General features: G+C 74.7%; 22 protein-coding genes and 1 riboswitch. Of the genes, 13 read left to right on the top strand and 9 right to left on the bottom strand.

Annotation, left to right across the window (positions count from 1 at the left end; all coding sequences use genetic code 11):
* Window positions 1-26: 26 nt before the first annotated feature.
* The 3 genes from ACY0MR_RS27815 to ACY0MR_RS27805 all read right to left on the bottom strand — a co-directional run bounded on the left by ACY0MR_RS27815 (window position 27) and on the right by ACY0MR_RS27805 (window position 3,122).
* Window positions 27-827, bottom strand: coding sequence for an enoyl-CoA hydratase/isomerase family protein (locus ACY0MR_RS27815; protein ID WP_388802740.1), 801 nt, complete (start codon window positions 825-827; stop codon window positions 27-29).
* Window positions 828-959: 132 nt separating this feature from the next.
* Window positions 960-1,181 (bottom strand): helix-turn-helix domain-containing protein, encoded by a 222-nt coding sequence (locus ACY0MR_RS27810; RefSeq protein WP_006123601.1) that lies wholly within the window; start codon window positions 1,179-1,181, stop codon window positions 960-962.
* Between the two features lie 342 nt (window positions 1,182-1,523).
* A complete protein-coding gene (locus tag ACY0MR_RS27805) occupies window positions 1,524-3,122 on the bottom strand; it encodes an ABC-F family ATP-binding cassette domain-containing protein (RefSeq protein ID WP_073917279.1) in 1,599 nt (532 codons plus the stop codon).
* 265 nt (window positions 3,123-3,387) lie between these two features.
* Between ACY0MR_RS27805 and ypfJ the strand changes: the two genes are divergently transcribed.
* Together ypfJ and ACY0MR_RS27795 are read left to right on the top strand one after the other, a co-directional pair.
* Window positions 3,388-4,278: a KPN_02809 family neutral zinc metallopeptidase gene (ypfJ, locus tag ACY0MR_RS27800; protein WP_392862864.1), complete on the top strand. Its 891-nt coding sequence runs from the start codon at window positions 3,388-3,390 to the stop codon at window positions 4,276-4,278.
* A gap of 65 nt (window positions 4,279-4,343) precedes the next feature.
* On the top strand, window positions 4,344-4,745 hold the full coding sequence (locus ACY0MR_RS27795; RefSeq protein WP_473556005.1) for a VOC family protein: 402 nt from the start codon (window positions 4,344-4,346) through the stop codon (window positions 4,743-4,745).
* Window positions 4,746-4,792: 47 nt separating this feature from the next.
* Here ACY0MR_RS27795 and ACY0MR_RS27790 read toward each other — a convergent pair whose 3' ends face one another.
* Window positions 4,793-6,202: a hypothetical protein gene (locus ACY0MR_RS27790; RefSeq protein ID WP_388802733.1), complete on the bottom strand. Its 1,410-nt coding sequence runs from the start codon at window positions 6,200-6,202 to the stop codon at window positions 4,793-4,795.
* 76 nt (window positions 6,203-6,278) lie between these two features.
* Entirely contained in the window at window positions 6,279-7,406 is a 1,128-nt protein-coding gene (locus tag ACY0MR_RS27785; protein ID WP_388802730.1) for an alpha/beta hydrolase, read from the bottom strand.
* Window positions 7,407-7,825: 419 nt separating this feature from the next.
* On the opposite strand from ACY0MR_RS27785, the gene ACY0MR_RS27780 reads away from it, so the two are divergent.
* From ACY0MR_RS27780 to ACY0MR_RS27750, 7 genes are all read left to right on the top strand, one after another.
* Window positions 7,826-9,094, top strand: a complete 1,269-nt coding sequence (locus ACY0MR_RS27780; protein WP_473556002.1) for an anion permease — start codon at window positions 7,826-7,828, stop codon at window positions 9,092-9,094.
* A gap of 12 nt (window positions 9,095-9,106) precedes the next feature.
* Window positions 9,107-9,328 carry a hypothetical protein gene (locus ACY0MR_RS27775; RefSeq protein ID WP_073917272.1) on the top strand — a complete coding sequence of 74 codons (222 nt, stop codon included), beginning with the start codon at window positions 9,107-9,109 and terminating at the stop codon, window positions 9,326-9,328.
* Between the two features lie 113 nt (window positions 9,329-9,441).
* Window positions 9,442-9,583: riboswitch (cobalamin riboswitch) on the top strand.
* A 31-nt stretch (window positions 9,584-9,614) separates the two neighbouring features.
* Window positions 9,615-10,604: a cobalamin biosynthesis protein gene (locus ACY0MR_RS27770; RefSeq protein WP_388802724.1), complete on the top strand. Its 990-nt coding sequence runs from the start codon at window positions 9,615-9,617 to the stop codon at window positions 10,602-10,604.
* Entirely contained in the window at window positions 10,601-12,109 is a 1,509-nt protein-coding gene (locus tag ACY0MR_RS27765; RefSeq protein ID WP_404079767.1) for a cobyric acid synthase, read from the top strand. Before ACY0MR_RS27770 ends, ACY0MR_RS27765 begins: the two co-directional genes overlap by 4 nt.
* A gap of 64 nt (window positions 12,110-12,173) precedes the next feature.
* Window positions 12,174-14,315: a putative cobaltochelatase gene (locus ACY0MR_RS27760; protein ID WP_473555998.1), complete on the top strand. Its 2,142-nt coding sequence runs from the start codon at window positions 12,174-12,176 to the stop codon at window positions 14,313-14,315.
* Window positions 14,315-14,923, top strand: coding sequence for a cob(I)yrinic acid a,c-diamide adenosyltransferase (gene cobO, locus ACY0MR_RS27755; protein ID WP_473555996.1), 609 nt, complete (start codon window positions 14,315-14,317; stop codon window positions 14,921-14,923). Before ACY0MR_RS27760 ends, cobO begins: the two co-directional genes overlap by 1 nt.
* Entirely contained in the window at window positions 14,917-16,344 is a 1,428-nt protein-coding gene (locus ACY0MR_RS27750; RefSeq protein WP_388802715.1) for a cobyrinate a,c-diamide synthase, read from the top strand. The genes cobO and ACY0MR_RS27750 overlap by 7 nt, the downstream gene beginning before the upstream one ends.
* A gap of 2 nt (window positions 16,345-16,346) precedes the next feature.
* Here ACY0MR_RS27750 and ACY0MR_RS27745 read toward each other — a convergent pair whose 3' ends face one another.
* Window positions 16,347-17,075 (bottom strand): ZIP family metal transporter, encoded by a 729-nt coding sequence (locus ACY0MR_RS27745; RefSeq protein ID WP_361863158.1) that lies wholly within the window; start codon window positions 17,073-17,075, stop codon window positions 16,347-16,349.
* 66 nt (window positions 17,076-17,141) lie between these two features.
* Between ACY0MR_RS27745 and cobC the strand changes: the two genes are divergently transcribed.
* Window positions 17,142-18,653: an Rv2231c family pyridoxal phosphate-dependent protein CobC gene (cobC, locus tag ACY0MR_RS27740; protein ID WP_473555993.1), complete on the top strand. Its 1,512-nt coding sequence runs from the start codon at window positions 17,142-17,144 to the stop codon at window positions 18,651-18,653.
* A gap of 172 nt (window positions 18,654-18,825) precedes the next feature.
* Here the strand turns inward: cobC and ACY0MR_RS27735 are convergent, their stop codons facing one another.
* Entirely contained in the window at window positions 18,826-19,824 is a 999-nt protein-coding gene (locus tag ACY0MR_RS27735; RefSeq protein ID WP_388802707.1) for an SCO1860 family LAETG-anchored protein, read from the bottom strand.
* A gap of 325 nt (window positions 19,825-20,149) precedes the next feature.
* Window positions 20,150-20,869: a siderophore-interacting protein gene (locus ACY0MR_RS27730; protein ID WP_404079771.1), complete on the bottom strand. Its 720-nt coding sequence runs from the start codon at window positions 20,867-20,869 to the stop codon at window positions 20,150-20,152.
* A 69-nt stretch (window positions 20,870-20,938) separates the two neighbouring features.
* Here ACY0MR_RS27730 and ACY0MR_RS27725 point away from each other — a divergent pair, with 69 nt between their 5' ends.
* Both ACY0MR_RS27725 and ACY0MR_RS27720 read left to right on the top strand, forming a co-directional pair.
* Window positions 20,939-23,134: a penicillin acylase family protein gene (locus ACY0MR_RS27725; protein ID WP_473555991.1), complete on the top strand. Its 2,196-nt coding sequence runs from the start codon at window positions 20,939-20,941 to the stop codon at window positions 23,132-23,134.
* Window positions 23,131-23,700 (top strand): GNAT family N-acetyltransferase, encoded by a 570-nt coding sequence (locus ACY0MR_RS27720; protein ID WP_473555988.1) that lies wholly within the window; start codon window positions 23,131-23,133, stop codon window positions 23,698-23,700. The genes ACY0MR_RS27725 and ACY0MR_RS27720 overlap by 4 nt, the downstream gene beginning before the upstream one ends.
* A gap of 173 nt (window positions 23,701-23,873) precedes the next feature.
* On the opposite strand, the gene ACY0MR_RS27715 is transcribed toward ACY0MR_RS27720, so the two are convergent.
* Window positions 23,874-24,959: an amidohydrolase family protein gene (locus ACY0MR_RS27715; protein WP_473555986.1), complete on the bottom strand. Its 1,086-nt coding sequence runs from the start codon at window positions 24,957-24,959 to the stop codon at window positions 23,874-23,876.
* Between the two features lie 128 nt (window positions 24,960-25,087).
* On the opposite strand from ACY0MR_RS27715, the gene ACY0MR_RS27710 reads away from it, so the two are divergent.
* Window positions 25,088-26,191: a pyridoxal-phosphate-dependent aminotransferase family protein gene (locus tag ACY0MR_RS27710; RefSeq protein ID WP_388802833.1), complete on the top strand. Its 1,104-nt coding sequence runs from the start codon at window positions 25,088-25,090 to the stop codon at window positions 26,189-26,191.
* The last annotated feature ends 55 nt before the right edge of the window (window positions 26,192-26,246 follow it).

Here is a 26,246-nt window from a genome sequence, read left to right as displayed (position 1 = left end):
CGGGCCCCGGGGAACGCGGGCAGGCGTCAGTCGCCGAGGCCGGCCAGGTCGCGCAGGCGGCGGGCCTGGGCGGCGCGCTCGGCGACGCGCTGCTCCTCGTACGAGCGGCCGGAGACGCCCTGGAGCAGCGCCTTGGTCTCGGTGACCGCGTCGCGCGGCGCCGCGAGCAGGGCGGCGGCCAGGTCCCGGACCGCGGCGTCGAGCTCGCCGGCGGGGACGGACAGATTGGCCAGGCCGATGCGCTCGGCCTCCTCGGCGTGGACGAAGCGGCCGGTGGCGCAGATCTCCAGCGCGCGGGCGTAGCCGACGAGCGAGACCAGGGGGTGCGTCCCGGTCAGGTCCGGGACGAGGCCCAGGCTGGTCTCGCGCATGGCGAACTGCACGTCCTCGGCGACGACCCGCAGGTCGCAGGCGAGGGCGAGCTGGAAGCCCGCGCCGATGGCGTGCCCCTGGACGGCCGCGATCGACACGAGGTCGCTGCGGCGCCACCAGGTGAACGCCTCCTGGTACTCGGCGATGACCGCGTCGAGGTCCGCGTCGGAACCGCGCGCGAGGTCGAGGAAGGACGGCTCTCCGTCGAAGCCCTCGGGCGTGAACGCCTGCCGGTCGAGTCCGGCGGAGAAGGACTGTCCCTCGCCGCGCAGGACGACGACCCGCACGCTGCCGGGCAACGACCGGCCGGCTTCTGTCAACGCCCGCCACAGAGCGGGAGACTGAGCGTTGCGCTTCGCCGGATTGGTCAGGGTCACCGTGGCAACGGCGTCCTCGACGGTGAGCCGAACACCGTCCTTGTCGAATACGAGCTCAGAGTCGTCGAGCGTAGTCATGGGGCGCCTCCGGTTACGGTGCAGCACACTGCATGCGAATGCTAAGTGACTGCACAGTAACCACCGGGCCGGCGCGATGGCCGACCGGGTGGCCACCGGGGGATCCGGTGGCCCGGTCGAGGCGTCCCGCTGTCAGGCCGAGGCGGCTTTCTTGCCCCGGGTCGCTCCGCCGCGTCCACGCAGCGTGACTCCGGACTCGCTGAGCATCCGGTGGACGAATCCGTAGGAGCGGCCGGTTTCCTCGGCCAGCGCCCGGATACTCGCACCGGAGTCGTACTTCTTCTTCAGGTCTGCCGCGAGCTTGTCGCGCGCGGCGCCGGTCACCCGGCTGCCCTTCTTCAGAGTCTCGGCCACCCGTGCCTCCTCATGGGAAGTGCGCTCTGGACTTCTCATGATCACCCCTCGCGTCCATCCTGGCCACCCATTCGACAAGGTCGATGCCGCCGGGTTTGTGGACGAGCGCCTGTTCGTCACGAACGGAAGCAGTGATTCCGCTGGGCCGGAAAGCGACGTCCGAGGGCCCCCGCACGGGAATCGGCAGGTCAGCGACGCAGCGGGAACACACGTCCGGCGCGGGTCTGCCGGAAGGATTCGGCAGAGCACCGCGCCGGGGTGTACGAGACGCACTCACTCAGATGAAGGATCACCCGTGGGCCGAATGATCCAGCCGGGCATGATCACCCGACGCGCTCCGGGTCAGGCGAGCGCGACCAGGTCCGCGTAGTCCGGGCCCCAGAGGTCCTCGACGCCGTCCGGGAGCAGGATGATCCGCTCCGGCTCCAGCGCGTCGACCGCGCCCTCGTCGTGGGTGACGAGGACGACGGCGCCCTGGTAGGTCCGCAGGGCCCCGAGGATCTCCTCGCGGCTGGCCGGGTCGAGGTTGTTGGTGGGCTCGTCGAGGAGCAGCACGTTCGCCGAGGAGACGACCAGGGTGGCCAGGGCCAGCCGGGTCTTCTCACCGCCGGAGAGCACCCCGGCCGGCTTGTCGACGTCGTCGCCCGAGAACAGGAACGAGCCGAGCGTCTTGCGGACCTGGACGAGGTCGAGGTCGGGCGCGGCCGAGCGCATGTTCTCCAGGACGCTGCGCTCGGGGTCGAGGGTCTCGTGCTCCTGGGCGTAGTAGCCGAGCTTGAGGCCGTGCCCCGGGGTCACCTCGCCGGTGTCGGGCTTCTCGGCGCCGGCGAGCAGCCGGAGCAGCGTGGTCTTGCCCGCGCCGTTGAGGCCGAGGATGACGACGCGGGAGCCCTTGTCGATCGCGAGGTCCACATCGGTGAAGATTTCGAGCGAACCGTAGGACTTGGAGAGTCCCTCGGCCGTCAGCGGGGTCTTGCCGCAGGGCGCGGGGTCCGGGAAGCGGAGCTTGGCGACCTTGTCCGAGGCGCGGACCGCCTCCAGACCGGAGAGCAGCCGCTCGGCGCGCTTGGCCATGTTCTGCGCGGCCACGGTCTTGGTGGCCTTGGCGCGCATCTTGTCGGCCTGCGAGTTGAGGGCGGCGGCCTTCTTCTCGGCGTTCTGGCGCTCGCGCTTGCGGCGCTTCTCGTCGGCCTCGCGCTGCTGCTGGTAGAGCTTCCAGCCCATGTTGTAGACGTCGATCGTGGAGCGGTTGGCGTCCAGGTAGAAGACCTTGTTCACCACGGTCTCGACGAGGTCGACGTCGTGGGAGATCACGATGAAGCCGCCGCGGTAGCTCTTCAGGTAGTCGCGGAGCCAGACGATGGAGTCGGCGTCGAGGTGGTTGGTCGGCTCGTCGAGCAGGAGGGTGTCGGCGTCCGAGAAGAGGATCCGGGCGAGCTCGACGCGGCGGCGCTGGCCACCGGAGAGGGTGTGCAGCGGCTGGCCCAGGACCCGGTCGGGCAGGCCGAGGGCGGCGGCGATCGTGGAGGCCTCGGCCTCGGCCGCGTACCCGCCCTTGGTCAGGAACTCCGTCTCCTGGCGCTCGTACTGCCGCATGGCCTTGTCGCGGGTGGCGCCGGAGCCGGTGGCGATGCGCTCCTCGTTCATCCGCATCTTCTTGAGGAGGACGTCGAGGCCGCGGGCGGAGAGGATCCGGTCGCGGGCCAGGACGTCGAGGTCGCCGGTGCGCGGGTCCTGCGGCAGGTAGCCGACCTCGCCCGAGCGGGCGATCTGCCCGGCGGCGGGCTGGCCCTCGCCCGCGAGGCACTTGGTGAGGGTGGTCTTGCCCGCTCCGTTGCGACCGACGAGGCCGATGCGGTCGCCCTTGGCGACGCGGAAGGAAGCGGACTCGATGAGGACACGGGCGCCGGCGCGCAGCTCGATGCCGGAAGCGGTGATCACGGACAGACTCCAGGGCGGTGGGAAACGGCGGAAGGACGGCTGGTGGAGGGCTTCGACGCCGCTAGTGCACGGGGAGAATGGCCATGCGGCCAGTCTAACGGGCCCCTGCAACTGCTTTTCGGCCATGCGGGCCCCGGAGGCCCGATCGGAGCTTTCTCACATATCCGTCCTTGCGGAACAAAAGGGGCGGACGCGCGAAGATCGGCCGATACTCGGCGCAGGGCGGCGGCCACTGCCGCGGCAGTGACGCGGAGGGTGGTGGACCGTGCAGTTCGACGACGACGCCGACCTGGACACCTCGGAGGTCAAGGACGTCCGGAGCAGCCGCATCCCGGGCGGGAAGGCCACCGTCGGCGGCGGCATCATCGGCTTCATCGCCCTGATCCTGGGACTGTTCCTCGGCGTGGGCCCGGACCAGCTCGGACTCTCCTCGGGCGGCGACGAACCGGCGGCCAGCGCCTCCTCCGCGGCCCAGGTGACGCAGACCTGCAAGAAGGGTTCGGACGCCAACACCCGCGAGGACTGCCGGATCGTCGCCGTCGTCAACAGCGTCCAGGACTTCTGGCGGAGCGAGTACGCGCGCCGGGGCGGCACTTACGGGAACGCCGCCACGGTGATGTTCAGCCAGCGCGTCCCGACCGCCTGCGGCTCGGCGACCTCGGCGGTGGGGCCGTTCTACTGCCCCGGCGACCGCCAGGTCTACCTGGACCTGGGCTTCTTCGACGAGCTGCGCACCAAGTTCGGGTCGACCGGCGGACCCTTCGCGCAGGCCTACGTGGTCGCGCACGAGTACGGCCACCACATCCAGAACCTGATGGGGACCCTCAGCCGCGCCCAGGACGGGCGGACCGGGGCGAACTCCAACGCCGTGCGGGTCGAGCTCCAGGCCGACTGCTACGCGGGCGTGTGGGCCCGGCACGCCACCACCACGCCCGACGACCGGACGGGCCGGCCGCTGCTGACCCGGCTGACGGACGAGGACATCCGGGACGGCCTGGACGCGGCGGCCGCGGTCGGCGACGACCGGATCCAGGAGCGGTTCCAGGGCCGGGTGACCCCGGAGAACTGGACCCACGGCTCCGCCGCCCAGCGCCAGCAGTGGTTCTACGAGGGCTACCGGACCGGCGACATGGCCCGGTGCAACACCTTCCGCTGACCGTCGGCGGAACCCGCGGACCCAGACCCGGTCGCCCGCGACCGGACCGAGAGGAAGTGATCGGGATGCCCGAGGCACCCCACGTCTGTCCCACGCTGACCTACCAGGACGCCAAGGGGGCCATCACCCTCCTGACGGAGGGCTTCGGCTTCCGGGCGGACGCCGTGTACGAGACGGAGGACGGGCGCGTGGCGCACGCCGAGCTGTCGTACGGGAACGGCATGGTGATGCTGGGCAGCAAGGGCACCGGCAGCGAGTTCGACAAGCTGATGGCCGGCGCCGGTCCGGTCGGCGTCTTCGTGCACGTGGACGACGTCGACGACCACCACGCGCGGGCGGTGGCCCACGGCGTCGAGATCGTCATGCCGCCCACGGACCAGGACTACGGCTCGCGGGACTACATGGCGCGCGACCGCGAGGGCAACGTCTGGAGCTTCGGGACGTACACCCCCGGCTCCGCGGAGTAGCCGCGCCGGGGGCTCGCCCGTGTCCCGCCCGGTCCCCCGGGGGGCGGTCAGGCTCCCCCGGTGTGGACCTGGAAGGCGGCCCGCCGGACGGCCTTGGCCAGGGCCGGGTCCGGGTGGGCCGCCGCGAGGGCGACCAGGACCTGGACGGTGCGGGGGTGGCCGACGGCGCGGATCTCGTCGAGGAGCGCCGGGACGGTGCCCTGCACGGCGGAGTCGAGGTGCCGGACGAGCAGCTCGCTCTCCCCGTGGTCGGCGACGGCGGCGGCCGTGTCCACCCAGAGCCAGGTCGACTCGGCGCGGGTGAGGACCTCCTGCGCGTCGTCGGGGTCGGCTCCCTCGTACTCGGCGAGCCAGAGCAGCGCGTACGGCCGCAGGGAGGGCTCGGCGACGGTGGCCCGCACCTCGGCCTCCGCGGGGGCGCCGACGACCCGCAGGGCCTCGAAGGCGAGTCCGCGCAGCAGCGCGTCCTCGCCGCGGGCGACGGCGAGCAGCTCGGCCACGGCGCTGGAGAGGGTGCGGGCCGCGAGCCAGGCGCGGTACTCGGCGCGGGCCGGGCCGGGGGTGAGGCGGGCGCAGCCGCGGAGCATGTCCCCGGCGGACTGCTCGATGTTCCCGGCGGGGCTCTGCGCGGCGACGCAGATCTGCTCCAGCTTGACCCAGACCGCCCAGTTGCCGAGGGGGGTCAGGGTGGCGTGGCGGCCCTCGGCGCCGGCGTCCAGGGTGAGCGCTCCCACGGCCGCCAGGCCTTCGAGCGCCCAGTCGAGCAGGGCGGGGAGCCCGTCGGTGCCGGTGCCGCTCGCGGCGGGCGCGTCGGGGGCCGCGGCGGCCTGTTCGGCACCCGGGACCTCGCAGCGCTCGCCGCGCAGCTCCTCGACGCGCTGGCCGAGCAGGTCGAGCAGGACGGGGACGAGGACCGGGCCCTGGGAGAGCTGGAGCAGCGAGAGGACCTGCGGGAGGGCCTCGACGACCTCGGCGACGGCGCTCGGCGCGACGCCCTCGGGGGCCGGGTGCACCAGCGACCAGGCGTCGAAGAGGGCGACCCAGCCGCGCAGCACGGCGGAGTCGTCGCGGTCCCAGGCCTGGAGCCGCCAGCCGGGGCGGGCGGTGTCGCCGTGGAGCTCGACGAGGCCGGCGAGCCGGGCGCGGTCCCAGCCGGCCCGGATCTGGCCGGGTGTCAGGTTCAGCGCGACGGCGGCCCGTTCCTGCGCGGAGGGGGCCGAGGGGCCGCTGGGGGCGGCGACGGCGCCGCGCTCGACGGCGGCCCAGCGGGCGATCCGTACCGCGTCGGCGAGGACGTGCCGGGCCTGGCGGGCCAGCTCGGCGCGGGGCGGGGTGCCCTCGGGCGGCCGCGGCGCCGGCCGGGTGCGCCGGGTCGTCACGGCCCGTCGGGCGGTGGCCAGCGCCCGTGGGCGGACGAGTCGGAGTCTGGAGTTGCCATCGGGCTTTCGAGACGTCACGGGGGCAGTCTTCCCGCTGACGGCCCGAAAGCCCAATCGGAATCGGACGCGCCGTCCCCGGCGCGGCGCGCGCCGCCTAGAGGAGCGGGGTGAGGAAGCGGCGCAGGGCCTCCTCGTAGCGGACCGGGTCGGCGTTCCACATCGCCGTGTGCGGGGCGTGCCGGACGGTCAGGAGGGTGACCAGATCGGGGCGGCGGGCGGCGAGTTCGACGGAGGGTTCCCACGGGGCGACGGTGTCGTCGGGGCCGTGGGCGAGGAGCACGGGGACCCGCAGCGCGCCGGGCGCGGAGACGGCTTCGAGGAGGTCGCCGTGCGGTCCCGTCCTGCCCTGGGCCGCCCGGACGGCGAGCGGGAGCAGGGGGGCGGGCACGTGCCGGGCGGCGGCGAGGTTGCGGAGGGTCGCCTCCCAGTCCAGGACGGGCGAGTCCAGGACGAGTCCGGCGATCCGGTCGCGCACCCCGGACTCGGCGGCGGCCCGCAGGGCCATCGAGGCGCCGGTCCCCCAGCCGTGCAGGACGACCTTCGCGGCGCCCCGGTGGACGGCGTAGCGGATGGCGGCGTCGACGTCGCGCCACTCGGAGTCGCCGAGGTGGGCGAGGCCGTCCGGGGAGGCGGGGGCCCCCTCGTCGCCTCGGTAGGCGGGGACGAGGACGGGGACGTGGCGCCGGTTGTAGAAGGGGACCACGTTCAGCGGGTGCTCGCGGGTGCCGCCGAGCCCGTGCAGGGCGATCACCCAGAGGGTGCGGGGCGCCGCGACGAGCCAGGCCGGCAGGGGGCCGAGCTCGCCGGGGATCTCGGCGTCCTCGTGGGCGAGCCCGAGGGCGGTGGTCGGCGTCCCGATGTGCAGCTGGGGGGTGAGGCGGACGCGGGAGCCGGGGCCGAGGACTCCGCGCTCGACGCGTTCGAGGCGCCGGACGACGGTGTCCGCGGTGTGCGGGACCCGGTCGAGGACGGGGCCGGTGACGGCGTGCTGGCCGTGGCCCTCCAGGCCGTAGGTCCCGGGGCGCAGCGAGGCGAGGCTGCGGGTGAGCGTGATCCGGTCGGGACCCGTGGCGTGCACGGTGAGTTTGGGGTCCCCGGGCAGGGGACGTACGGACGGCGCCTTGAGGGCGGCGTCGCTGGCGTACCGGCCGGCCGCGAACGCGACCGCGCCGACACCGATCAGGGTGGTGACGGCCGCTGCCGTCGCTGTAGCCGGGCGCACGCTCCCAGTCTCGGCAGGACGGGGGCGGTCTGCCACCGGTGGGACCCGGACGGCCCGGTCGAGGGGGGCGCGGGAGGGGCCGTAGGCGGCTCCTCGTCCGGGGCCGTTCCGGGGGGCGGGAGACCCTCCGGAGGGTGACCTGGGTCTCGTCGGCGGGGTCCCCCGGTCGGATGGTTCCGTCCAGGGGTCGGAACCGGTGGACGGCGGGGGGACGGGGGTGGGTCTCATGTGCCCGGTGACGACCGGTATTACCCGGGGTCGCGGGGTGACCGCATGCTGGACAGCGGAGCTCCGGGAGGCGTAAGCGGAATCCCCGGACGCCGGTTCGGGACACCGCAACGCCCGACCCAGTTCACCTTCCGTTCACCCAGGTTGCTTACGTTCGTCCCGCCACTGACCTCAAACGATTGCCTGGGTAAATGGAACACATCACGCTGCTGCTCGCCATTGTGGTCGTGACAGCTCTCGTGTTCGATTTCACGAACGGTTTCCACGACACCGCGAACGCGATGGCCACCACCATCTCGACCGGTGCTCTCAAGCCGAAGACGGCGGTGGCCATGTCCGCCGTGCTGAACCTCGTCGGCGCGTTCCTGTCCGTGGAGGTCGCCAAGACGATCTCCGGCGGGATCATCAACGAAGAGGGCATTCGTACAGAGGTGATCTTCGCCGCCTTGGTGGGCGCGATCCTCTGGAACCTCCTGACCTGGCTGCTCGGACTCCCGTCCAGCTCCTCCCACGCCCTCTTCGGCGGCCTCATCGGCGCCGCGGTCATGTCGGCCGGCTGGTCGGCCGTGAACGGGCCCACCATCGTCACCAAGGTCCTCATCCCGGCCGTCGCCGCGCCGATCGTCGCCGGCCTCGCCGCGATGGCCGCCACCCGGCTGACGTACAGGATCAAGGCCAACCCCGAGGCGAAGGCCACGGCCAAGGGCTACCGGGCCGGCCAGATCGCCTCCGCCGGTCTCGTCTCCCTCGCCCACGGCACCAACGACGCCCAGAAGACGATGGGCATCATCACCCTGGCCCTGGTCACCCAGGGCGTCGTCGCCCCCGGCTCGAACCCCCCGCTGTGGGTCGTCGTCTCCGCCGGTGTCGCCATCGCCCTCGGCACGTACCTCGGCGGCTGGCGCATCATCCGCACCATGGGCAAGGGCCTCACCGACCTCCAGCCGCAGCAGGGCTTCGCCGCCCAGACCAGCGCCGCGACGGTCATCCTCGCCTCCTCGCACCTCGGCTTCTCCCTCTCCACCACCCAGTCCTGCTCGGGTGCCGTGATGGGCGCCGGTCTGGGCCGCAAGGGCGGCGTCGTCCGCTGGTCGACCGCCACCCGGATGTTCGTCGCCTGGGGCCTGACCCTGCCCGCCGCCGCCCTGGTCGGCGCCGGTGCCGAGTTCCTCACCAAGCAGGGCCCCTGGGGCATCGCCGCCGTCGCCGTCCTCCTGGTCGTCGGCTCGGCCGTCATCTGGTCGCTCTCCCGCCGCAAGCCGGTCGACCACAACAACGTCACCGACGACGACCTCGACGGCGAGCCCGCGGGCGTCGTGACCACCGCCATGGCCGCCGTCACCCCGCCGCCGCCCGCCGGCTCCGTCGCCGCCGTCGCGGACGAGGAGCTCCGGACGACCATCCCCGCGCCGGCCCCCACCGACCCGACCGCTCCCCCGGCCCCCGCCGCCGCGGTCTAAGGAACGAACGACATGAAGATCGACTGGGCAGCTCTCGGCTCCGTCTTCGGAGTCAGCCTCGTGGCGACCGTCGCGCTCGTGGGCCTCTTCACCCTCGGCATCGTCGGCCTCACCAAGCAGGAGGAGGCCGCCGCCCGCGGAGGCTCCGCGGCTCTGGCCCGTACCGCCGCGTACGCCTGCTTCGCGCTGTGCGCGGCGGCCGTCGCGTACGGCATCTACCTGATCGTCGTCTGACGGTCCGCACCCGGCCGGCGGGGCGGTCCGCACCTTCGGGTGCGGGCCGCCCCGCCGTCGTGTCTGTGGTGCTCCGCACAGTGACCCGGTGCAGGTCAAGGGTGAGTTGACGGCTGTTCTCGGGGCGTGGTGGACTGCCGGGGCCATTACGGCGGCAGTAGAGGAAGTCCGGTGCGAATCCGGCGCGGTCCCGCCACTGTGACCGGATCCGAGGGTCCGGGAGTCAGGAACTCTCGCCGCCGGTCACGTCGATCCAGGGCGCGGACCCTGAGTGAGGACATGCGCCATGCCCGGCCGCAGCAGAACCGGCCTCACCTCCCCCGGCGTCTTCGCGTACGGCGCGGCCGCCGGTCTCGCCGTCGACCTGCTCGTCGGCGACCCCCGCCGCGGGCATCCCGTCGCCGCGTTCGGCCGGGCGGCCGCCGCGGTCGAGGACCGCCTCCACCACGACCACCGCGGCTGGGGCGCCCTGCACACCGCCGTCTGCGCCGGATCCACCGTCGCCCTCGGGGCGCTCGCCGCCCGGGCCGTACGGAACCGGCCGGCCGCCGCCGTCGCCCTGACCGCCGCCTCCGTGTGGGCGGTCGTCGGCGGTACGACCCTGGGGCGGGAGGCCCGGGCCATCGGCGGGGCGCTCGCCGCCGGAGACCTGGAGGTGGCCCGGGAGCGGCTGCCCCACCTCTGCGGTCGCGACCCGCAGTCCCTGGACGGACCCGCGATGGCCCGCGCCGTCGTGGAGTCGGTCGCCGAGAACACCTCCGACGCCGTGGTCGGCGCGCTCTTCTGGGGCGCGGTCGCGGGCGTCCCGGGCCTCGTCGGCTTCCGCGCCGTGAACACCCTCGACGCCATGGTCGGCCACAGGTCGCCCCGGCACCGCCGCTTCGGCTGGGCCTCGGCCCGCCTCGACGACGTGGCCGGCTGGCCCGGGGCCCGGCTGACGGCCGCCCTGGCGACCGTCGCCGGCGGGAACCCGCGCGGGGCGCTGCGCGCCTGGCGGGCCGACGCCGCGCGGCATCCCAGCCCCAACGCGGGCCCCGTCGAGGCCTCGTTCGCGGGCGCCCTCGGCGTACGCCTCGGCGGCACCCTGGCGTACGGCGGCCGGGTCGAGCACCGGCCGGTGCTCAACGGCGGGGGCAGGGACGTCGAGGTGGCCGACATCGACCGGGCCGTGCGCCTGTCGCGGCGGGTCACCGCACTCACCCTGGCCGCCTGTGTCGGCGGCCGCCTGATATCCGGCGCCCTGGGCGCGCCGGCCCGGAAGCGGAGGAACGCATGAGGGGCGGGGGTCTGCTCGTCGCCGGGACCACGTCCGACGCGGGCAAGAGCGTCGTGACGGCCGGCATCTGCCGCTGGCTGGTCCGCAAGGGCCTGAAGGTGGCGCCGTTCAAGGGGCAGAACATGTCCCTCAACTCCTTCGTCACCCGGGAGGGCGCCGAGATCGGCCGCGCCCAGGCCATGCAGGCGCAGGCCGCGCGGGTGGAGCCCACCGCGCTGATGAACCCCGTGCTGCTCAAGCCCGGCAGCGACCGGTCCAGCCAGGTCGTCCTGATGGGCCGACCGGTCGGCGAGCTGAGCGCCCGCGGCTACCACGGAGGGCGGCAGAAGGAGCTCTTCGAGCCGGTCCTCGCGTGCCTGGAGGAGCTGCGGAGCACGTACGACGCGGTGATCTGCGAGGGCGCGGGCAGCCCGGCCGAGATCAACCTGCGACGCACCGACATCGTGAACATGGGGATCGCCAGGGCGGCGCGGCTGCCGGTCGTGGTGGTCGGCGACATCGACCGGGGCGGGGTCTTCGCCCAGTTCTTCGGCACGACGGCGCTGCTCGCCCCCGAGGACCAGGAGCTCGTCGCGGGCTACCTCGTGAACAAGTTCCGCGGCGACGTGACGCTGCTGGAACCTGGCCTCGACATGCTGCTCGGACTCACCGGGCGGCGGACCTTCGGAGTCCTGCCGTACGCCCACGGGCTGGGCATCGACGAGGAGGACGGCCTCCGGGTCTCGCTGCGGGGCGCGGTGCGCGAGTCCGTCGTCGCGCCGCCGGCCGGCGAGGACGTGCTGCGCGTGGCGGTCTGCGCGGTGCCCCTGATGTCCAACTTCACCGACGTGGACGCGCTGGCCGCCGAGCCGGGCGTCGTGGTCCGGTTCGTGGACCGGGCCGAGGAGCTCGTCGACGCGGACCTGGTCGTCGTGCCGGGGACCCGCGGCACCGTCAAGGCCCTCGCCTGGCTGCGCGAGCGCGGTCTCGCCGACGCCCTGGCGCGGCGGGCGGCCGAGGGCCGACCGGTGCTCGGCGTCTGCGGCGGCTTCCAGGTGCTCGGCGAGCACATCGAGGACGAGGTCGAGTCGAAGGCGGGGGCCGTCGACGGGCTCGGGCTGCTGCCGGTCCGGGTCCGGTTCGCACGCGAGAAGACGCTGGCCCGGCCGGTCGGCGAGGCGCTCGGGGAGCACGTGGAGGGGTACGAGATCCACCACGGGGTCGCCGAGGTGCTGGGCGGCGAGCCCTTCCTCGACGGGTGCCGGGTGGGCGCGGTCTGGGGGACCCACTGGCACGGCTCGCTGGAGAGCGACGGGTTCCGGCGGGCGTTCCTGCGGGAGGTCGCCGCGGCGGCCGGCCGCCGTTTCACGCCCGCCCCCGACACCTCGTTCGGCGCCCTCCGCGAGGAACAGCTCGACCGGCTCGGGGACCTGATCGAGGAGCACGCGGACACGGACGCGCTGCTCCGGCTCATCGAGGAGGGGGCTCCGCGGGGGCTTCCGTTCGTGCCGCCGGGTGCGCCGTGAGCCCCGCCCCCGGCGGACACCGTCCGTCGTCCGAACATCAGCGATCCGAAGGAGTGACCGGCCGATGAGCACCCGGTATCCGTTCACCGCAGTCGTCGGCATGGACGACCTGCGGCTCGCCCTGCTGCTGAACGCGGTCAGCCCCGCCGTCGGCGGTGTGCTCGTGCGGGGCGAGAAGGGGACGGCCAAGTCCACCGCCGTACGCGCGCTGGCCGAACTGCTGCCCGCCGTGCCCGTGGTCGCGGGCTGCCGGTTCAGCTGCGACCCCGGCGCCCCCGACCCCGGCTGCCCCGACGGGCCGCACGGGACCGCGCCCGGCACCGAGCGGCCGGCCCGGATGGTCGAGCTGCCCGTCGGCGCCTCCGAGGACCGGCTCGTCGGATCCCTCGACATCGAGAAGGCCCTCGCCGACGGCGTCAAGGCCTTCGAGCCGGGACTGCTCGCCGCCGCCCACCGGGGGATCCTCTACGTCGACGAGGTCAACCTGCTGAGCGACCACCTCATCGACCACCTCCTCGACGCGGCCGCCATGGGGGCCTCGCACGTCGAGCGCGAGGGCGTCTCGGTGCGGCACGCCGCCCGCTTCCTGCTCGTCGGCACCATGAACCCCGAGGAGGGCGAGCTGCGGCCGCAGCTGCTCGACCGGTTCGGGCTGACCGTCGAGGTCTCCGCGTCGCGCGATCCGCAGCAGCGCGTCGAGGTCGTCCGGCGCCGGCTGGCCTACGAGGACGATCCCGCCGCCTTCGCCGACCGCTGGGCCGCGGACGAGGCGGAGCTGCGCGCGCGGATCGTCGCCGCGCGGGAGCTGCTCCCCCGGGTGACGCTCGGCGACGGCGTCCTGCTCCAGATCGCCGCCACCTGCGCCGCGTTCGAGGTGGACGGCATGCGCGCCGACATCGTGATGGCCCGTGCCGCGACCGCGCTCGCCGCCTGGGCCGGCCGCACCGAGGTCGGCTCCGAGGACGTGCGGCAGGCCGCGCTCCTCGCGCTCCCCCACCGTCGCCGCCGCTCCCCCTTCGACGCCCCCGGCCTCGACGAGGAGAAGCTCGACGAGACCCTGGAGGAGTTCAAGGGCCAGGAGCCGGACGAGGACCCCGAGCCCGACGGGCCGGGGGACGGCGGTCCCGGTGACGGCGGCCCGGGGGACGGCGGCCCCGGAGGAGGGGTGCCCCCGCAGGGCGAGGGTCCCGCCGCCGAGCACTCCCCCGCTCCCGAGGAGTCCGCGCCGCCCGCGCCCCCGGCCGGGACCGAGCCCGCACCCGCTCCGCAGAGCGCCGGGGCCGGTGCCGGTGAGCGCGCGGCCGTCGCCGCCTCCGAGCCCTTCCGTACGAAGGTGCTCAGCGTGCCCGGTCTGGGCGAGGGCGCGGCCGGACGGCGCTCCCGGGCCCGCACCGAGCACGGCCGGACCACCGGCTCCACCCGTCCCCGGGGGGCGCTGACCAAGCTGCACCTGGCGGCGACCGTGCAGGCCGCCGCGCCGCACCAGCGGGCGCGCGGACGGACCGGGCCCGGTCTCGTCGTGTGCCGGGACGACCTGCGGCAGGCGACCCGGGAGGGGCGCGAGGGGAACCTGGTGCTCTTCGCGGTCGACGCCTCGGGTTCGATGGCGGCGCGGCAGCGGATGAGCGCCGTCAAGGGCGCCGTCCTGTCGCTGCTGCTCGACGCCTACCAGCGGCGCGACAAGGTCGGCCTGGTCACCTTCCGGGGCCGCGAGGCGGAGGTCGCGCTGCCGCCGACCTCGTCCGTCGACGCGGCCGCCGCCCGGCTGGAGAAGCTCCCCACCGGCGGCCGCACCCCGCTGTCCGCGGGTCTCCTCAAGGCCCACGACGTCCTGCGCGTCGAGCGGCTCCGGGACCCCTCGCGCCGCCCGCTGCTCGTCGTCGTCACCGACGGGCGGGCCACCGGCGGCGGGGCCGACCCGGTGGCGCTCGCCGCCCGCGCGGCGCGGCTGCACGCCGCCGACGGCACCGCCTCGGTCGTCGTCGACTGCGAGACCGGACCGGTGCGGCTCGGGCTCGCCGGGCAGCTCGCCCGTGAGCTCGGCGGCACCGCCGTCACCCTGGACGAGCTGCGCGCCGACGCGATCGCGGGCCTGGTCCGGGACGTACGGGAAGCGGGGCACGCGCCCCGTACAGGTCAGGCAGCACAGTCAGCACGGTCGGTGCGCTCCGCACCGCCGGCGCAGTCAGCATGGAGGGCCGCTTAATGCCGCAGGGACAGCCGACCGTCGTTCCCGACGACGGTCTCACCACCCGTCAGCGCCGCAACCGCGCGCTGGTGATGGTGCACACGGGCGTCGGCAAGGGGAAGTCCACCGCCGCGTTCGGGATGGCGCTGCGCGCCTGGAACCAGGGCTGGCCGATCGGGGTGTTCCAGTTCGTCAAGTCCGCGAAGTGGCGGGTCGGCGAGGAGAACGCGCTGAAGGCCCTCGGCGAGACGGGCAAGGGCGGCATGGTCACCTGGAACAAGATGGGCGAGGGCTGGTCCTGGATCCAGCGCGAGGTCGCCGAGGGCGAGCAGTCGCACGAGGACAAGGCGCGCGAGGGCTGGGAGCAGGTCAAGCGGGACCTCTCCGAGGAGAAGTACACGTTCTACGTCCTCGACGAGTTCGCGTACCTGCTGCACTGGGGCTGGATCGACACGGCCGAGGTCGTCCAGGTGCTGCGCGACCGGCCGGGGCACCAGCACGTCGTCATCACCGGCCGCAACGCGCCGCAGGAGCTGGTCGACTTCGCGGACCTCGTCACCGACATGTCCAAGGTCAAGCACCCGATGGACGCCGGTCAGAAGGGCCAGCGGGGCATCGAGTGGTAGCACGTCTCGTCATCGCCGCGCCCTCCTCGGGCGCGGGCAAGACCACGGTCGCGACCGGTCTGATGGCCGCGTTCGCCGGCCGTGGTCTGGCGGTCTCGCCGCACAAGGTGGGGCCGGACTACATCGACCCCGGGTACCACGCGCTCGCCACGGGGCGGCCGGGCCGCAACCTCGACGCGTACATGTGCGGTACGGGGCTGGTCGCGCCGCTCTTCGAGCACGGGGCGCGCGGCTGCGACCTGGCGGTCGTCGAGGGCGTCATGGGGCTGTACGACGGCGCGGCCGACCAGGGTGAGCTCGCCTCCACCGCCCAGGTGTCGAAGCTGCTGAAGGCGCCGGTGGTGCTGGTCGTCGACGCGTCCTCGCAGTCGCGTTCGGTGGCGGCGCTCGTGCACGGCTTCGCGTCCTGGGACCCGGAGGTGCGGATCGGGGGCGTGATCCTCAACAAGGTCGCGACGGACCGGCACGAGCACCTGCTGCGGGAGGCGCTCGGCGAGTCGGGGGTGCCGGTGCTCGGGGTGCTGCGGCGGGCTCCCGCCGTCGCGACCCCGTCGCGGCACCTGGGGCTCGTGCCGGTCGCCGAGCGGCAGGCCGCGGCGGTCGAGGCGGTGGCCGCGCAGGCGGAGCAGGTCCGCGCCGGCTGCGATCTGGAGGCGCTGCTGGCGCTGGCGCGCAGCGCGCCCGAGCTGTCCGCCGAGGCGTGGGAACCGCACGGCTCGTGGGCGGCCCGCCCCCGGGGTGCGGACGCGCGGGGCGCCGCCGGTGCCGGTGCCGCGGCGGGCCCCCGGGCCGCCGGCGGGTCCGGCGGCGGGCCGGTCGTCGCCGTCGCGGGCGGGGCGGCGTTCACCTTCTCGTACGCCGAGCACACGGAGTTGCTGCGGGCCGCCGGCGCCGAGGTCGTGACCTTCGACCCGCTGCGGGACGAGGAGCTGCCCGAGGGGACGTCCGGGCTCGTCATAGGCGGCGGCTTCCCGGAGATGTACGGGGAGCAGCTGTCCGCCAACGAGCCGTTGCGGAAGGCGGTCGCCGCGCTCGCCGCGTCCGGCGCGCCCGTCGCCGCCGAGTGCGCCGGGCTGCTGTACCTCGCGCGGTCGCTCGACGGCACTCCCATGTGCGGGGTGCTCGACGCGGACGCGCGGATGTCCGAGCGTCTCACCCTCGGGTACCGGGACGCCGTCGCGGTGAGCGACAGCGTGCTCGCGCCCGCCGGGGCGCGGATGCGGGGGCACGAGTTCCACCGGACCGTCATCGAGCCGGGCGCCGGGGCGGCGGCGGCGTGGGGGCTGCGGCAGCCCGAGCGGAGGGTCGAGGGATTCGTGCAGGACGGGGTGCACGCCAGCTACGTCCACACCCACTGGGCGGGGTCCCCTGAGGTCGCCGCGCGCTTCGTGGAGCGGTGCGGCGTGGAGCACTGCAGGTGAGGTCAGCCGCCGGAGGCGCCCACCACGAGCCAGATGAAGCCGACGCCCGCCACCGTGCACAGCAGGGTGGACCGGGCGGGGTGGTCGTGGTGGGCCTCCGGCAGGATCTCGGCGGCCGCCAGGTAGAGCAGGGCGCCGCCGAAGAACCCCAGATAGCTGCCGAGGAGTTCCACCGGAAGGGTGAACAGCAGGGTGGAGGCGGCGCCGATCAGCGGTGCCAGGGCGTCGGCGACGAGCATGGCGACGGCCTTGCGGCGGGCGTTCCCGTAGAGGCTGGTGATCGTGTAGGTGTTGAAGCCGTCGGCGAAGTCGTGGGTGATCACGGCGAGGGCGACGGTGGCGCCCATGCCGCCGCCGACCTGGAAGGCCGCGCCGAGCGCGATGCCGTCCATGAGGCTGTGGCCGACCATCGCGGCGGCCGCGGTCATGCCGACCTGCGGGACCCGCTCGTCGGCGGCGACGCCGTGTGCGGCCCGGCGTACGGCGAGGAGCCGCTCCACGACGTGGGCGAGGAGGAAGCCGCCGACGAAGAGCAGCAGCGCCTCGGGGACGCCGAAGACCTCGTCGCCCGCGGCCTCCATCGCCTCGGGCAGCAGGTCGAGTCCGACGACCCCCAGCATGAGTCCGCCGGCCAGGCCGAGGACGAGGTGGCGCCGGTCGGTGACGCGTCCCGCGACCCAGCCGCCGAAGAGCGTCATGAGGAAAGCGCCGAGCGCGACGACCACAGCCATGGGCCTTTGCTACCGGATGGGACGGCCTCCGCGCACCTCGGTGTCGGCGCGCGCGCCGGTGTCGCGGTGGACGAGGTGCTCTCCCTGGTCGGGGCGGTGCTGCGGGAGGCGGGGCTGACGCGTGCGGCCGTCCGTTCGCTCGCCACGCTCGACGCGCGGGCGGCGGAGCCGGGCGTCGCGGGGGCCGCTGCGGAGCTCGGGGTCCCGGTGCGGGCGTGCACGGCGGAGGAGCTGGCGGCCGTGCCCGTACCGCATCCGTCGGCGCTGCCGCTGGCGGCGACGGGCACGGCCTCGGTGGCGGAGGCGGCGGCGCTGCTCGCGGCGGGCGGGGGCGCGTCCGCGGTGCTGCTCGTCCCGAAGCGGAAAACCCGACGCGCGACGTGCGCTCTGGCCGCCTCTGCCCCGTTTCGTCCGAACGAAGACGCCCCAGGCGTACGGTTGTTGCCCCCCACCCACGGGTACATCGCTGGCGAGCCTGGCTCACCCCCCACCATCCCCACCCCCCACACGACGGCGGCCATGGACATGCATCTGCATACCGACGCCCACGACCTGCGCCACCACGGTGACGCCGAGGTACGGGACGAGAAGCTCATCGATCTGGCGGTCAACGTCCGGACGAACACCCCACCGGACTGGCTGCGGGAGCGGATCGCGGACTCCCTGACCGGACTCGCCGCCTATCCCGACGGCCGGGCCGCGCGGGCGGCCGTGGCCGAGCGGCACGACCTGCCGTCGAGCCGGGTCCTGCTGACGGCCGGCGCGGCGGAGGCCTTCGTGCTGATCGCGCGGGCGCTCCCGGTGCGGCGGCCCGTCGTGGTGCATCCGCAGTTCACCGAGCCGGAGGCGGCGCTGCGCGACGTCGGCCACGAGGTGGGCCGGGTGCTGCTGCGCGAGGAGGACGGCTTCCGGCTGGATCCGGCGGCGGTCCCCGAGGACGCGGACCTGGTGGTGATCGGGAACCCCACGAACCCCACGTCGGTGCTGCACCCGGCCGCCTCGATCGCGGCGCTCGCGAGACCCTGGCGGACCCTGGTGGTCGACGAGGCGTTCCTCGACGCGGTGCCGGGCGAGCGCGAGTCGCTGGCCGGGCGGACCGACGTGCCGGGCCTCGTGGTGCTGCGCAGCCTCACCAAGACGTGGGGGCTGGCCGGGCTGCGGATCGGGTACGTGCTGGCCGATCCGGCGACGATCGCGGCCCTGGAGCGGACGCAGCCGCTGTGGCCGGTGTCGACGCCCGCCCTGGTGGCGGCGGAGGCGTGCATGACGCGGGCGGCGCTCGCGGAGGCGGAGCACGCCGCGCACCGGATCGGGGTCGAGCGGGCGCATCTGCTGGCCGGTCTCGCGGAGTTCGACGAGGTGCGGACGGTGCCGGGGGCGGAGGGCCCGTTCGTGCTGCTGCGGATCGACGGGGCGGACGCGATCCGTGAGCGGCTGCGGTCGCTGGGCTTCGCGGCCCGGCGGGGCGACACCTTTCCGGGGCTCGACCGGAACTGGCTGCGGATCGCGGTCCGCGACCGGGCCACGACGAACCGCTTCCTCCAGGCTCTCGACCAGGCGCTGCTGATGGAGGGCTGAGCGGACCGCGCCGGCCGGTCCGCGGCACGGAGCGGGCGTCGCGCGCGGACGGGTCCGGGGAGGGCGACGTCGTCACCGTCGCCCTCCCCGGACCCGCGCTTCCCCTGCGGGGCTCCCCCCGGAGCCCGCCGCGCCCTCCGGCGCCTGCCCCCTGCCCGTCCCCCTCGGGCCGTCAGCCCCGGGAGCGGGCGCGCGAGCGGGTCAGCGCGAGCGCGCCGCCGCCGGCCACGAGGAGCGCGAGCGCGCCGCCCGCGATGTACGGGGTGGTGGAGCTGCCGCCGGTCTCGGCGAGGTTCTGGGTGGGCGTGGTGCCGCCGTTGTCGGTCGTCACGCCTCCCGGGTCGCTCGGCTCGGCGGTGGGCTGCTGGGTGGGCTGCTCGCTGGGCTCCTGGGTGGGCTGCTCGGTCGGCTTCTGGGTGGGCTCCTCCGTGGGCTTCTGGGTGGGAGCCGTGCCCTTGGGCGTCTCGCAGGTGGCCTCGGCGAGCGTCACGGTGCCGTTGACCTCGGCGACGCCGAGCTTCAGCGGGTTGACCTCCACCTTGAGTTCGAGGGCGGTCGCCGCGGCGGTGCGCGAGGTCGTGGAGGTGCGGGACAGGTCGAGGGTGACCTTGCCGACCTGGGGCACGTCGACCTCGGTCCGGCCGGCGGTGGAGAGCGTGGTCTTCTTGCCGAAGACGATGACGTGCCCGAGGACGTTGGACTCGGCCACCGGCTTGCGGCCGACCTCGCAGAGGGCCTTGGAGGTCACCTTCTCGACCTCGATGAGCGAGAGCAGCGGGATGCCGGGGACGTGGACCCGGGCCTTGACGAGGTTCACGTACCCCTCGGCCTTCTTCTCGTCCACGGTGGCCTTCGAGGTGGCGACGTCGGCGGCGAGGACGTCGATCGGCTTGTCGCCCTCGGCTCCCCGCACCTTCACCGACAGCGCGGTCTGGTTCTCGGTCTCCGGGGCCTTGACCTCGTTGAGGGAGACCCGCAGCGGCACGTCGACCGTCTTGTTCAGGAGGGAGACGTCCAGGCCGGTCCGCAGGACGACGGCGGTGGCGTGCCCTTCGCCGCCCGTCGCCTGTGCCGCCGGGGCCGCGAGGAGCACGGGGCCGACGGCCAGGGCGGCGACGGTCGCGGCGGCGGCGGTACGGCGTACGGGCGCGCGGAAGGTGTTGCTGTTCAAGATGGTGGAACCCCCACAAGAGACATGGCGTCGCCGGCCGCTCACCACGGGGACGGTGGGTCGGCGCGGGCCCGGCGACTTGAGACACCGGAATCTTTACGCACGGAGAGTGAACCCACAGTCGCCTGACGTGAGTTCACTCCAAAGGGGGGTTTCCGTGTTCATATTCGATTCTTTTCGCCACAACCGTTTCCGGGTGTCCCGCGTCTTGCGCACGAGAGGGCAGAAGCGGACACCCCGGCGAAGGGTGTCAACGATCGCCCGCGCGCCGGGGTAACGGATCGTCAACCCGGCGCATCGGGTGGGCGCGACCGGAACGGAGCGGTCAGGTCGCGCGCCAGTAGCCGAGCGCGTGGACGCGCTCCTTGGGGAGCGCGAGCTCCTTGCGCGCGTACGCGGCGAGGGTGCGGGTGGTCGCGGTGTCGCAGGCGATCCAGACGTACGGGTCGGAGTCCGCGAGGGCCGGGAGTTCGGCCTTCACTCGGGAGACCAGGTCCGCCCCGCCGTCCCGCCGGGGCACCCGGCGCAGCTCGTGGTGCGCGGGGTCGAGCCGGAAGGGCAGTTCCTCGTCGGAGGCGTGCTGGGTCTCGAACCAGACGGTGGCGGGGACCCCCGGGAGGGCGTCGAGCAGGGAGTTGACCGCGGGCAGCGACGCCGGGTCGCCGACCACGAGGAGTCGTCCGGGGCGCGGCTCAGGGGCGTCGAAGCCGGTCCCCTGGAGGGTCGCCTCGACGGTGTCGCCCGGGGCGCAGGAGCGGGCCCAGCGGCTGGCGACGCCGTCGTGGAGCGCGAACTCCAGACTGAAGGTGCCGGCCTCCTGGTCGGGGTCGACCAGGGTGTAGGCGCGCTGGTGCGGCTTGCCCGCGTTCTCGAACCAGATCCGGACCCACATCGTGGGGTGGATCCCGGCGGCGGCGAGCAGACCGCCGTCCGTGAAGTGCACCCGGCGGTAGTCCTCGGTGACCCGCTCGGCCCCCGTCACGGTGAACGTGAAGTCCTTGCCCCGCATCAGCTTGAGAACGGCACCCTGCCAGCCGTGACCCACCGCAATCCCCTCCCCTGAACTCCTGTAGATTAATTTAGGTCAGCCTAACCTAAGAAATTCGTAGAAGACATGGCCGAAGACCATGTCGGGGACAGGAACGGGATCGGGGTCTCCGTGAGCATCGAGGTCTACCGGGACGCGTGGGGCGTGCCCCATCTGCGCGCCGCGGACGAGGACGAACTCGCCTTCGCGCAGGGCCGGGTCACCGCCCGCGACCGGGCCTGGCAGTTGGAGGTCGAGCGGCACCGCGCCCAGGGCACCACGGCGGCCTTCCTCGGCGCCGCCGAGCTCGGGTGGGACACCTTCGCCCGGCGCGCCCGGCTCGCCGACACCGCCCGCCGCTGCTTCGAGCGGCTGGAGCGCGAGGACGCCGGGACGGCCGCCTGGGTGCGCGCCTACGCGGACGGGGTGAACGACGGCCTCGCGGACGGGGCGGCCCGGGCGCCCGAGTTCGCCGAGACCGGCCTCGCCCCCGGCCGGTGGGAGCCGTGGACCCCGCTCGCCGTCTGGCTGACCACCCACATCCTGTTCGCCGGCTTCCCCACCAAGCTCTGGCGCGAGGAGGTCGCCCGGCGGCTCGGCGAGGAGTGGACGGAGCTCTTCGCGACCGACGGACCCGGCACGTCCGGCTCCAACGGCTGGCTGGTCGCGGGCGGGCGGACCGCGAGCGGGGCGGCCCTGGTGGCCGGCGACCCGCACCGCTTCATCGAGGCCCCCGGCGTCTACCAGCAGATCCGCCTCGCCTGCCCGGCGTACGACGTGGTGGGCATCGCCGTGCCCGGCATCCCCGGACTCGCCCACTTCGGCCACACCGGGCCCGTGGCCTGGGCGATCACCAACGCCATGTCGGACTACCAGGACCTCTACCGGGAGCGGCTGCGACGGCTCCCGGACGGCGCGGTGGAGGCGTACGGCCCCGAGGGCTGGCGCCCGGCCGCGGCGCACACCGAGACGATCGAGGTCGCGGGCGGCGAACCGGTCGCCGTCGAGGTCGTCGAGACCGACCGCGGCCCGGTGATCATCGGGGTCGACGACGAGCCGGCCGCCGGCGCGGCCCCGGCGGACGCCGCCGAGGACCGGGGGGCGGTCTGGGAGAGCGTCGCCCTGCGGTATCCGCCGCGCGTCACCGGAGAGCTCGGGTTCGAGGTGCTGCCCGCGCTGCTGCGCGCCCGGACCGTCGGCGACGTGGACGCCGCCCTCGACGGCTGGGTCGAGCCGGTCAACGTCGTCCTGGCCGCCGACACCGAGGGCGGTCTGCTGCACCGGGTCGCCGGCCGGGTGCCCGTCCGGCACCGGGCCAACACGCTGCGGATCGTGCCCGCCTGGGACCCGGCGCACGCCTGGGAGGCCGCTCCGGCGCCGCTGCCCCGCGCCGCGGTGGACGGCCACGCCGTGATGGCCAACGCCCGGGGCATCGCCGCGCCCCTGGGCGTCGAGTTCGCCCCGCCGCACCGGGCGGACCGCATCGACGCACTGCTCGGCGCCTCGGCGGAGTGGACCCCGGAGACGATCACCACGGTCCACCGGGACACCGACAACCGCTCGGCGGCCCCGCTGCTGGCGGCGGTGGCCCGGCTGGGCGGCGCCGCGGACGGCCGGCCCCCCGCCGGGGCCTCCCCCGCCGCCCTCCCGCCCGCCGCCGCGGCCGTGCGCGACCGGCTGCTCGCCTGGGACCGGCGGATGGACGCCGACAGCACCGACGCGGGTCTCTACGCCGCCGTGCGCGGGGCCGTCGTCCGCCGGCTCGCCGCCCACGAGGCCTTCGCCGCGCTGCGCGAACCCGCCCCGTACCCCGAGGTGTTCCGGCCCTGGCTGGCCCTCGGCCCCCGCGTCGCCTACGCCCTGGAGACCCTGCTGACGGCCGGGCCCGTGCCCGCCGGGGACGTCGACCGGATCGTGCGCGAGGCGCTCGACGAGGTCGGCGCCGGAGAGCCGCCGTCCGCCTGGGGCGCCACGCACCGGCTCGCACCCTGGCAGGCGCTGCCCGACCCCGACGACGCCCAGTGGCCGGGGCTCGGCGGCGACCACGACTGCGTGCTCTCCACGTCCAGCGTGCCCGGGTGGACCGACCGCAGCGCCCGCGCCTCCGCCGCCCGCTACGTCTGGGACCTCGCCGACCGCGAACGGAGCGGCTGGATCGTGCCGTTCGGCGCGTCCGGCGTCCCCGGCGACCCGCACCACCGCGATCAGCTTCCGCTGTGGCTGAGGGGCGAACTCGCCCCCGTCACCACCGACTGGCAGAACCTCACCAAGGAGCAGGGATGACCACCGCCACCACCGTCTACGTCCGCGGCGTCGAGGGCTTCGGCACCGTCACGGTCCGGCCCGTGGAGCCCGAGCGCGACGCCGCGCTCCTGCACTCCTGGGTCAACGAGGAGCGGTCCCGCTTCTGGGGGATGGTGGGCACCACCATCGAGCAGGTCAGGGACGTCTACGCGCACCTCGACTCGCTCACCACCCACCACGGCTTCCTGGTGAGCCTGGACGACGAGCCGGTCGCCCTGCTCCAGACGTACGAGCCCGAGGCCGACCGGGTCGGCGAGTGCTACGAGGTACGGCCCGGGGACGTCGGCGCGCACTTCCTCATCGCGCCGAGCACGGCCCCGCGGCCCGGCTTCACCGGCACGCTCGTGTCCGAGCTGATCGCCTTCACGCTGCGGGACCGGACCCGTGTGGTCGTGGAGCCGGACGCCTCCAACGAGAAGGCGATCGCCCGCATGGTCCGGGCCGGGTTCGAGCTCGGCCCGGAGGTCGTGCTCCCCGAGGTGGACCTGCCGGAGGTCTTCATCCCGGAGAAGAGGGCCCGGCTGGCCTTCCTCACCCGCCGCTAGGCCGTCTCTTTCGGATCGTGCCGGTCAAGCCCGCGTCGTCCGGTGCCGTGCCTCGCAAGGCGGAGAGGTGCCCGCGTACGGGACGTACCCGGGTACCTCGACCACGCGGCGAGGTGCGGTGCGGGCGGCGCGGGTCAGGCAGGATCCGGAAGAGACGGCCCAGGGGCGTGCCCTCAGCCCACCACGCGTCCGTTGACGACGACCCGGCGCGGGGCCGCGAGGACGCGGACGTCGGCGCGCGGGTCCTCGCCGTAGACGACGAGGTCGGCCGGGGCGCCCTCCTCCAGGGCGGGGCGTCCCAGCCAGGCCCTGGCCCGCCAGGCGGTGGCCGCGAGCGCGTCGATCGGCGGGATCCCGGCCTTCGTCAGCTCCTCGACCTCCTCGGCGACCAGGCCGTGGGCGAGGGAGCCGCCCGCGTCGGTGCCGACGAAGACCGGGACGCCCGCGTCGTAGGCGGCGCGCACGGTGTCGTAGCGGCGCTCGTGCAGTCGGCGCATATGGGCCGACCAGCGGGGGAACTTCTCCTGCCCGCCGTCGGCGAGGTGCGGGAAGGTCGCGATGTTGACCAGGGTCGGGACGATCGCGACGCCCCGCTCGGCGAAGAGCGGGACGGTGTCCTCGGTGAGGCCGGTGGCGTGCTCGATGCAGTCGATCCCGGCCTCGACGAGGTCCCGGAGCGAGTCCTCCGCGAAGCAGTGGGCGGTGACCCGGGCGCCGAGCCGGTGCGCCTCGGCGATGGCCGCCTCGACCTCGGGACGCGGCCAGCAGGCGGTGAGGTCGCCCGCCTCCCGGTCGATCCAGTCGCCCACCAGCTTGACCCACCCGTCGCCGCGCCGGGCCTCCCGGCCGACGTACTCCACGAGGTCGGCGGGCTCGATCTCGTGGGCGTAGTTGCGGATGTAGCGGCGGGTGCGGGCGATGTGCCGCCCGGCCCGGATGACCTTCGGGAGGTCGTCCCGCTCGTCGATCCAGCGGGTGTCGGACGGCGAGCCCGCGTCCCGGATCAGCAGGGTGCCCGCGTCCCGGGAGGTGAGGGCCTGCTTCTCGCTGGTCGCCTCGTCGACGGGGCCGTGCCGGTCGAGGCCGACGTGGCAGTGCGCGTCGACGAGGCCGGGCAGCACCCAGCCCTCGACGACGACCGCCTCGGCCGCGGGGCGGTCGAAGGTGATCCGGCCGTCGACGCACCACAGTTCGTCGCGTACGTCCTCCGGGCCGACGAGCACCCGCCCCTTCACGTGCAGCACCGCGTGATCGCTCATGCCTGCACTGTACGAGGGAGGGTGCCCGGCCGGGAGTGCGCCCGTGGCCGGGCGCCGGGGGCCGCTCGGTACGCTGGCCCGGAGCTCCACCCGCCCCGCACCGAGTCGAAGAAGGCACCGCCGTGACCGTGACACATCCGCTCCTGGACCTGGCCCCGCTGACCGCCGCGCACTTCGCGTCGATCGAGCGGCGGGTGGCCGCGCTGCTCTCCACGGAGCAGGACGTGGTGATCACCCAGGGCGAGGCGCTGCTGCCCCTGGAGGGGTGCATCCGCAGCGGGGCGCGGGCCGGTTCGACCGCCCTGAACGTGGTCACCGGGCCGTACGGGCAGACCTTCGGCGACTGGCTGCGCGACTGCGGCGCGACCGTGGTCGACCTGGAGGTCCCCTTCCACACGGCGGTGACCGCGGCCCAGGTGGAGCAGGCCCTCGCCGCGCACCCGGAGATCGACTTCGTGTCCCTGGTGCACGCGGAGGCGGCGACCGGCAACACCAACCCGGTGGCGGAGATCGGCGAGGTCGTCCGGGCCCACGGCGCGCTGTTCTACCTGGACGCGGTGGCCTCGATCGGTGCCGAGCCGGTGCTGCCGGACGCCTGGGGCGTGGACATGTGCATCATCGGCGCGCAGAAGGCGATGGGCGGGCCCGCGGGCGTGTCGGCGGTGTCGGTGAGCGCGCGGGCCTGGGAGCGGTTCGCCGCCAACCCCGCCGCGCCGCGCCGCTCGTACCTCTCCCTCCTGGACTGGAAGGAGCGCTGGATCGACGGGGGCCGGCGGACGCTGCTGCACGCCCCCGCGCAGCTGGAGATGCTGGCCCTGGAGGCCTGCGTCGAGCGGATCGAGGCGGAGGGCCTGGACGCCCTGATGGCGCGGCACGCCTCCGCCGCGGCGGCCACCCGCGCGGGCGCGCTCGCGCTGGGCGGCGGTCTGGAGCCGTACGTGCACGAGGCGAAGGACGCGGCGCCGGTCGCGACGACGCTGCGCGTGCCCGCCGGGGTGGACGCCTCGGAGCTGGTGGCGAAGGCGCTGTCCGCCGACCCCTCGCTGCCGCTGATCGCGGGCGGCGGCGCCCTGGCGAAGGAGATGGTCCGCGTCAACCACTACGGGGTCGACGCGACCCCCGGCGTCGTGCAGTCCTCGCTGGCCGCCCTGGGCGCCGCGCTCGGAGAGACGGGCCGCACGGTGGACCTGGAGGGCGCGCGCCGGGCGGTCACGGAGGCCTGGGCGGTCTGACCGGTCCGCGCACGCCGTCCCGCTCGGGACGCCGGAAGGGGGCGGGGGTCCGGCT

The organism is Streptomyces sp. JN8 (assembly GCF_055808075.1).
The sequence above is the reverse complement of the archived record's forward strand: the minus strand, read 5'-3'. Positions and strand labels throughout refer to the sequence as shown.

Coding starts and splice junctions, on each gene's coding strand:
- ACY0MR_RS27795 (WP_473556005.1), top strand. CDS start 4,344: ATGCCCGAGGCACCCCACGTCTGTCCCACGCTGACCTACCAGGACGCC.
- ACY0MR_RS27715 (WP_473555986.1), bottom strand. CDS start 24,959: ATGAGCGATCACGCGGTGCTGCACGTGAAGGGGCGGGTGCTCGTCGGC.
- ACY0MR_RS27745 (WP_361863158.1), bottom strand. CDS start 17,075: ATGGCTGTGGTCGTCGCGCTCGGCGCTTTCCTCATGACGCTCTTCGGC.
- ACY0MR_RS27760 (WP_473555998.1), top strand. CDS start 12,174: ATGAGCACCCGGTATCCGTTCACCGCAGTCGTCGGCATGGACGACCTG.
- ACY0MR_RS27815 (WP_388802740.1), bottom strand. CDS start 827: ATGACTACGCTCGACGACTCTGAGCTCGTATTCGACAAGGACGGTGTT.
- ACY0MR_RS27775 (WP_073917272.1), top strand. CDS start 9,107: ATGAAGATCGACTGGGCAGCTCTCGGCTCCGTCTTCGGAGTCAGCCTC.
- ACY0MR_RS27765 (WP_404079767.1), top strand. CDS start 10,601: ATGAGGGGCGGGGGTCTGCTCGTCGCCGGGACCACGTCCGACGCGGGC.
- ACY0MR_RS27725 (WP_473555991.1), top strand. CDS start 20,939: ATGGCCGAAGACCATGTCGGGGACAGGAACGGGATCGGGGTCTCCGTG.
- ACY0MR_RS27780 (WP_473556002.1), top strand. CDS start 7,826: ATGGAACACATCACGCTGCTGCTCGCCATTGTGGTCGTGACAGCTCTC.
- ACY0MR_RS27770 (WP_388802724.1), top strand. CDS start 9,615: ATGCCCGGCCGCAGCAGAACCGGCCTCACCTCCCCCGGCGTCTTCGCG.
- cobO (WP_473555996.1), top strand. CDS start 14,315: ATGCCGCAGGGACAGCCGACCGTCGTTCCCGACGACGGTCTCACCACC.
- ACY0MR_RS27720 (WP_473555988.1), top strand. CDS start 23,131: ATGACCACCGCCACCACCGTCTACGTCCGCGGCGTCGAGGGCTTCGGC.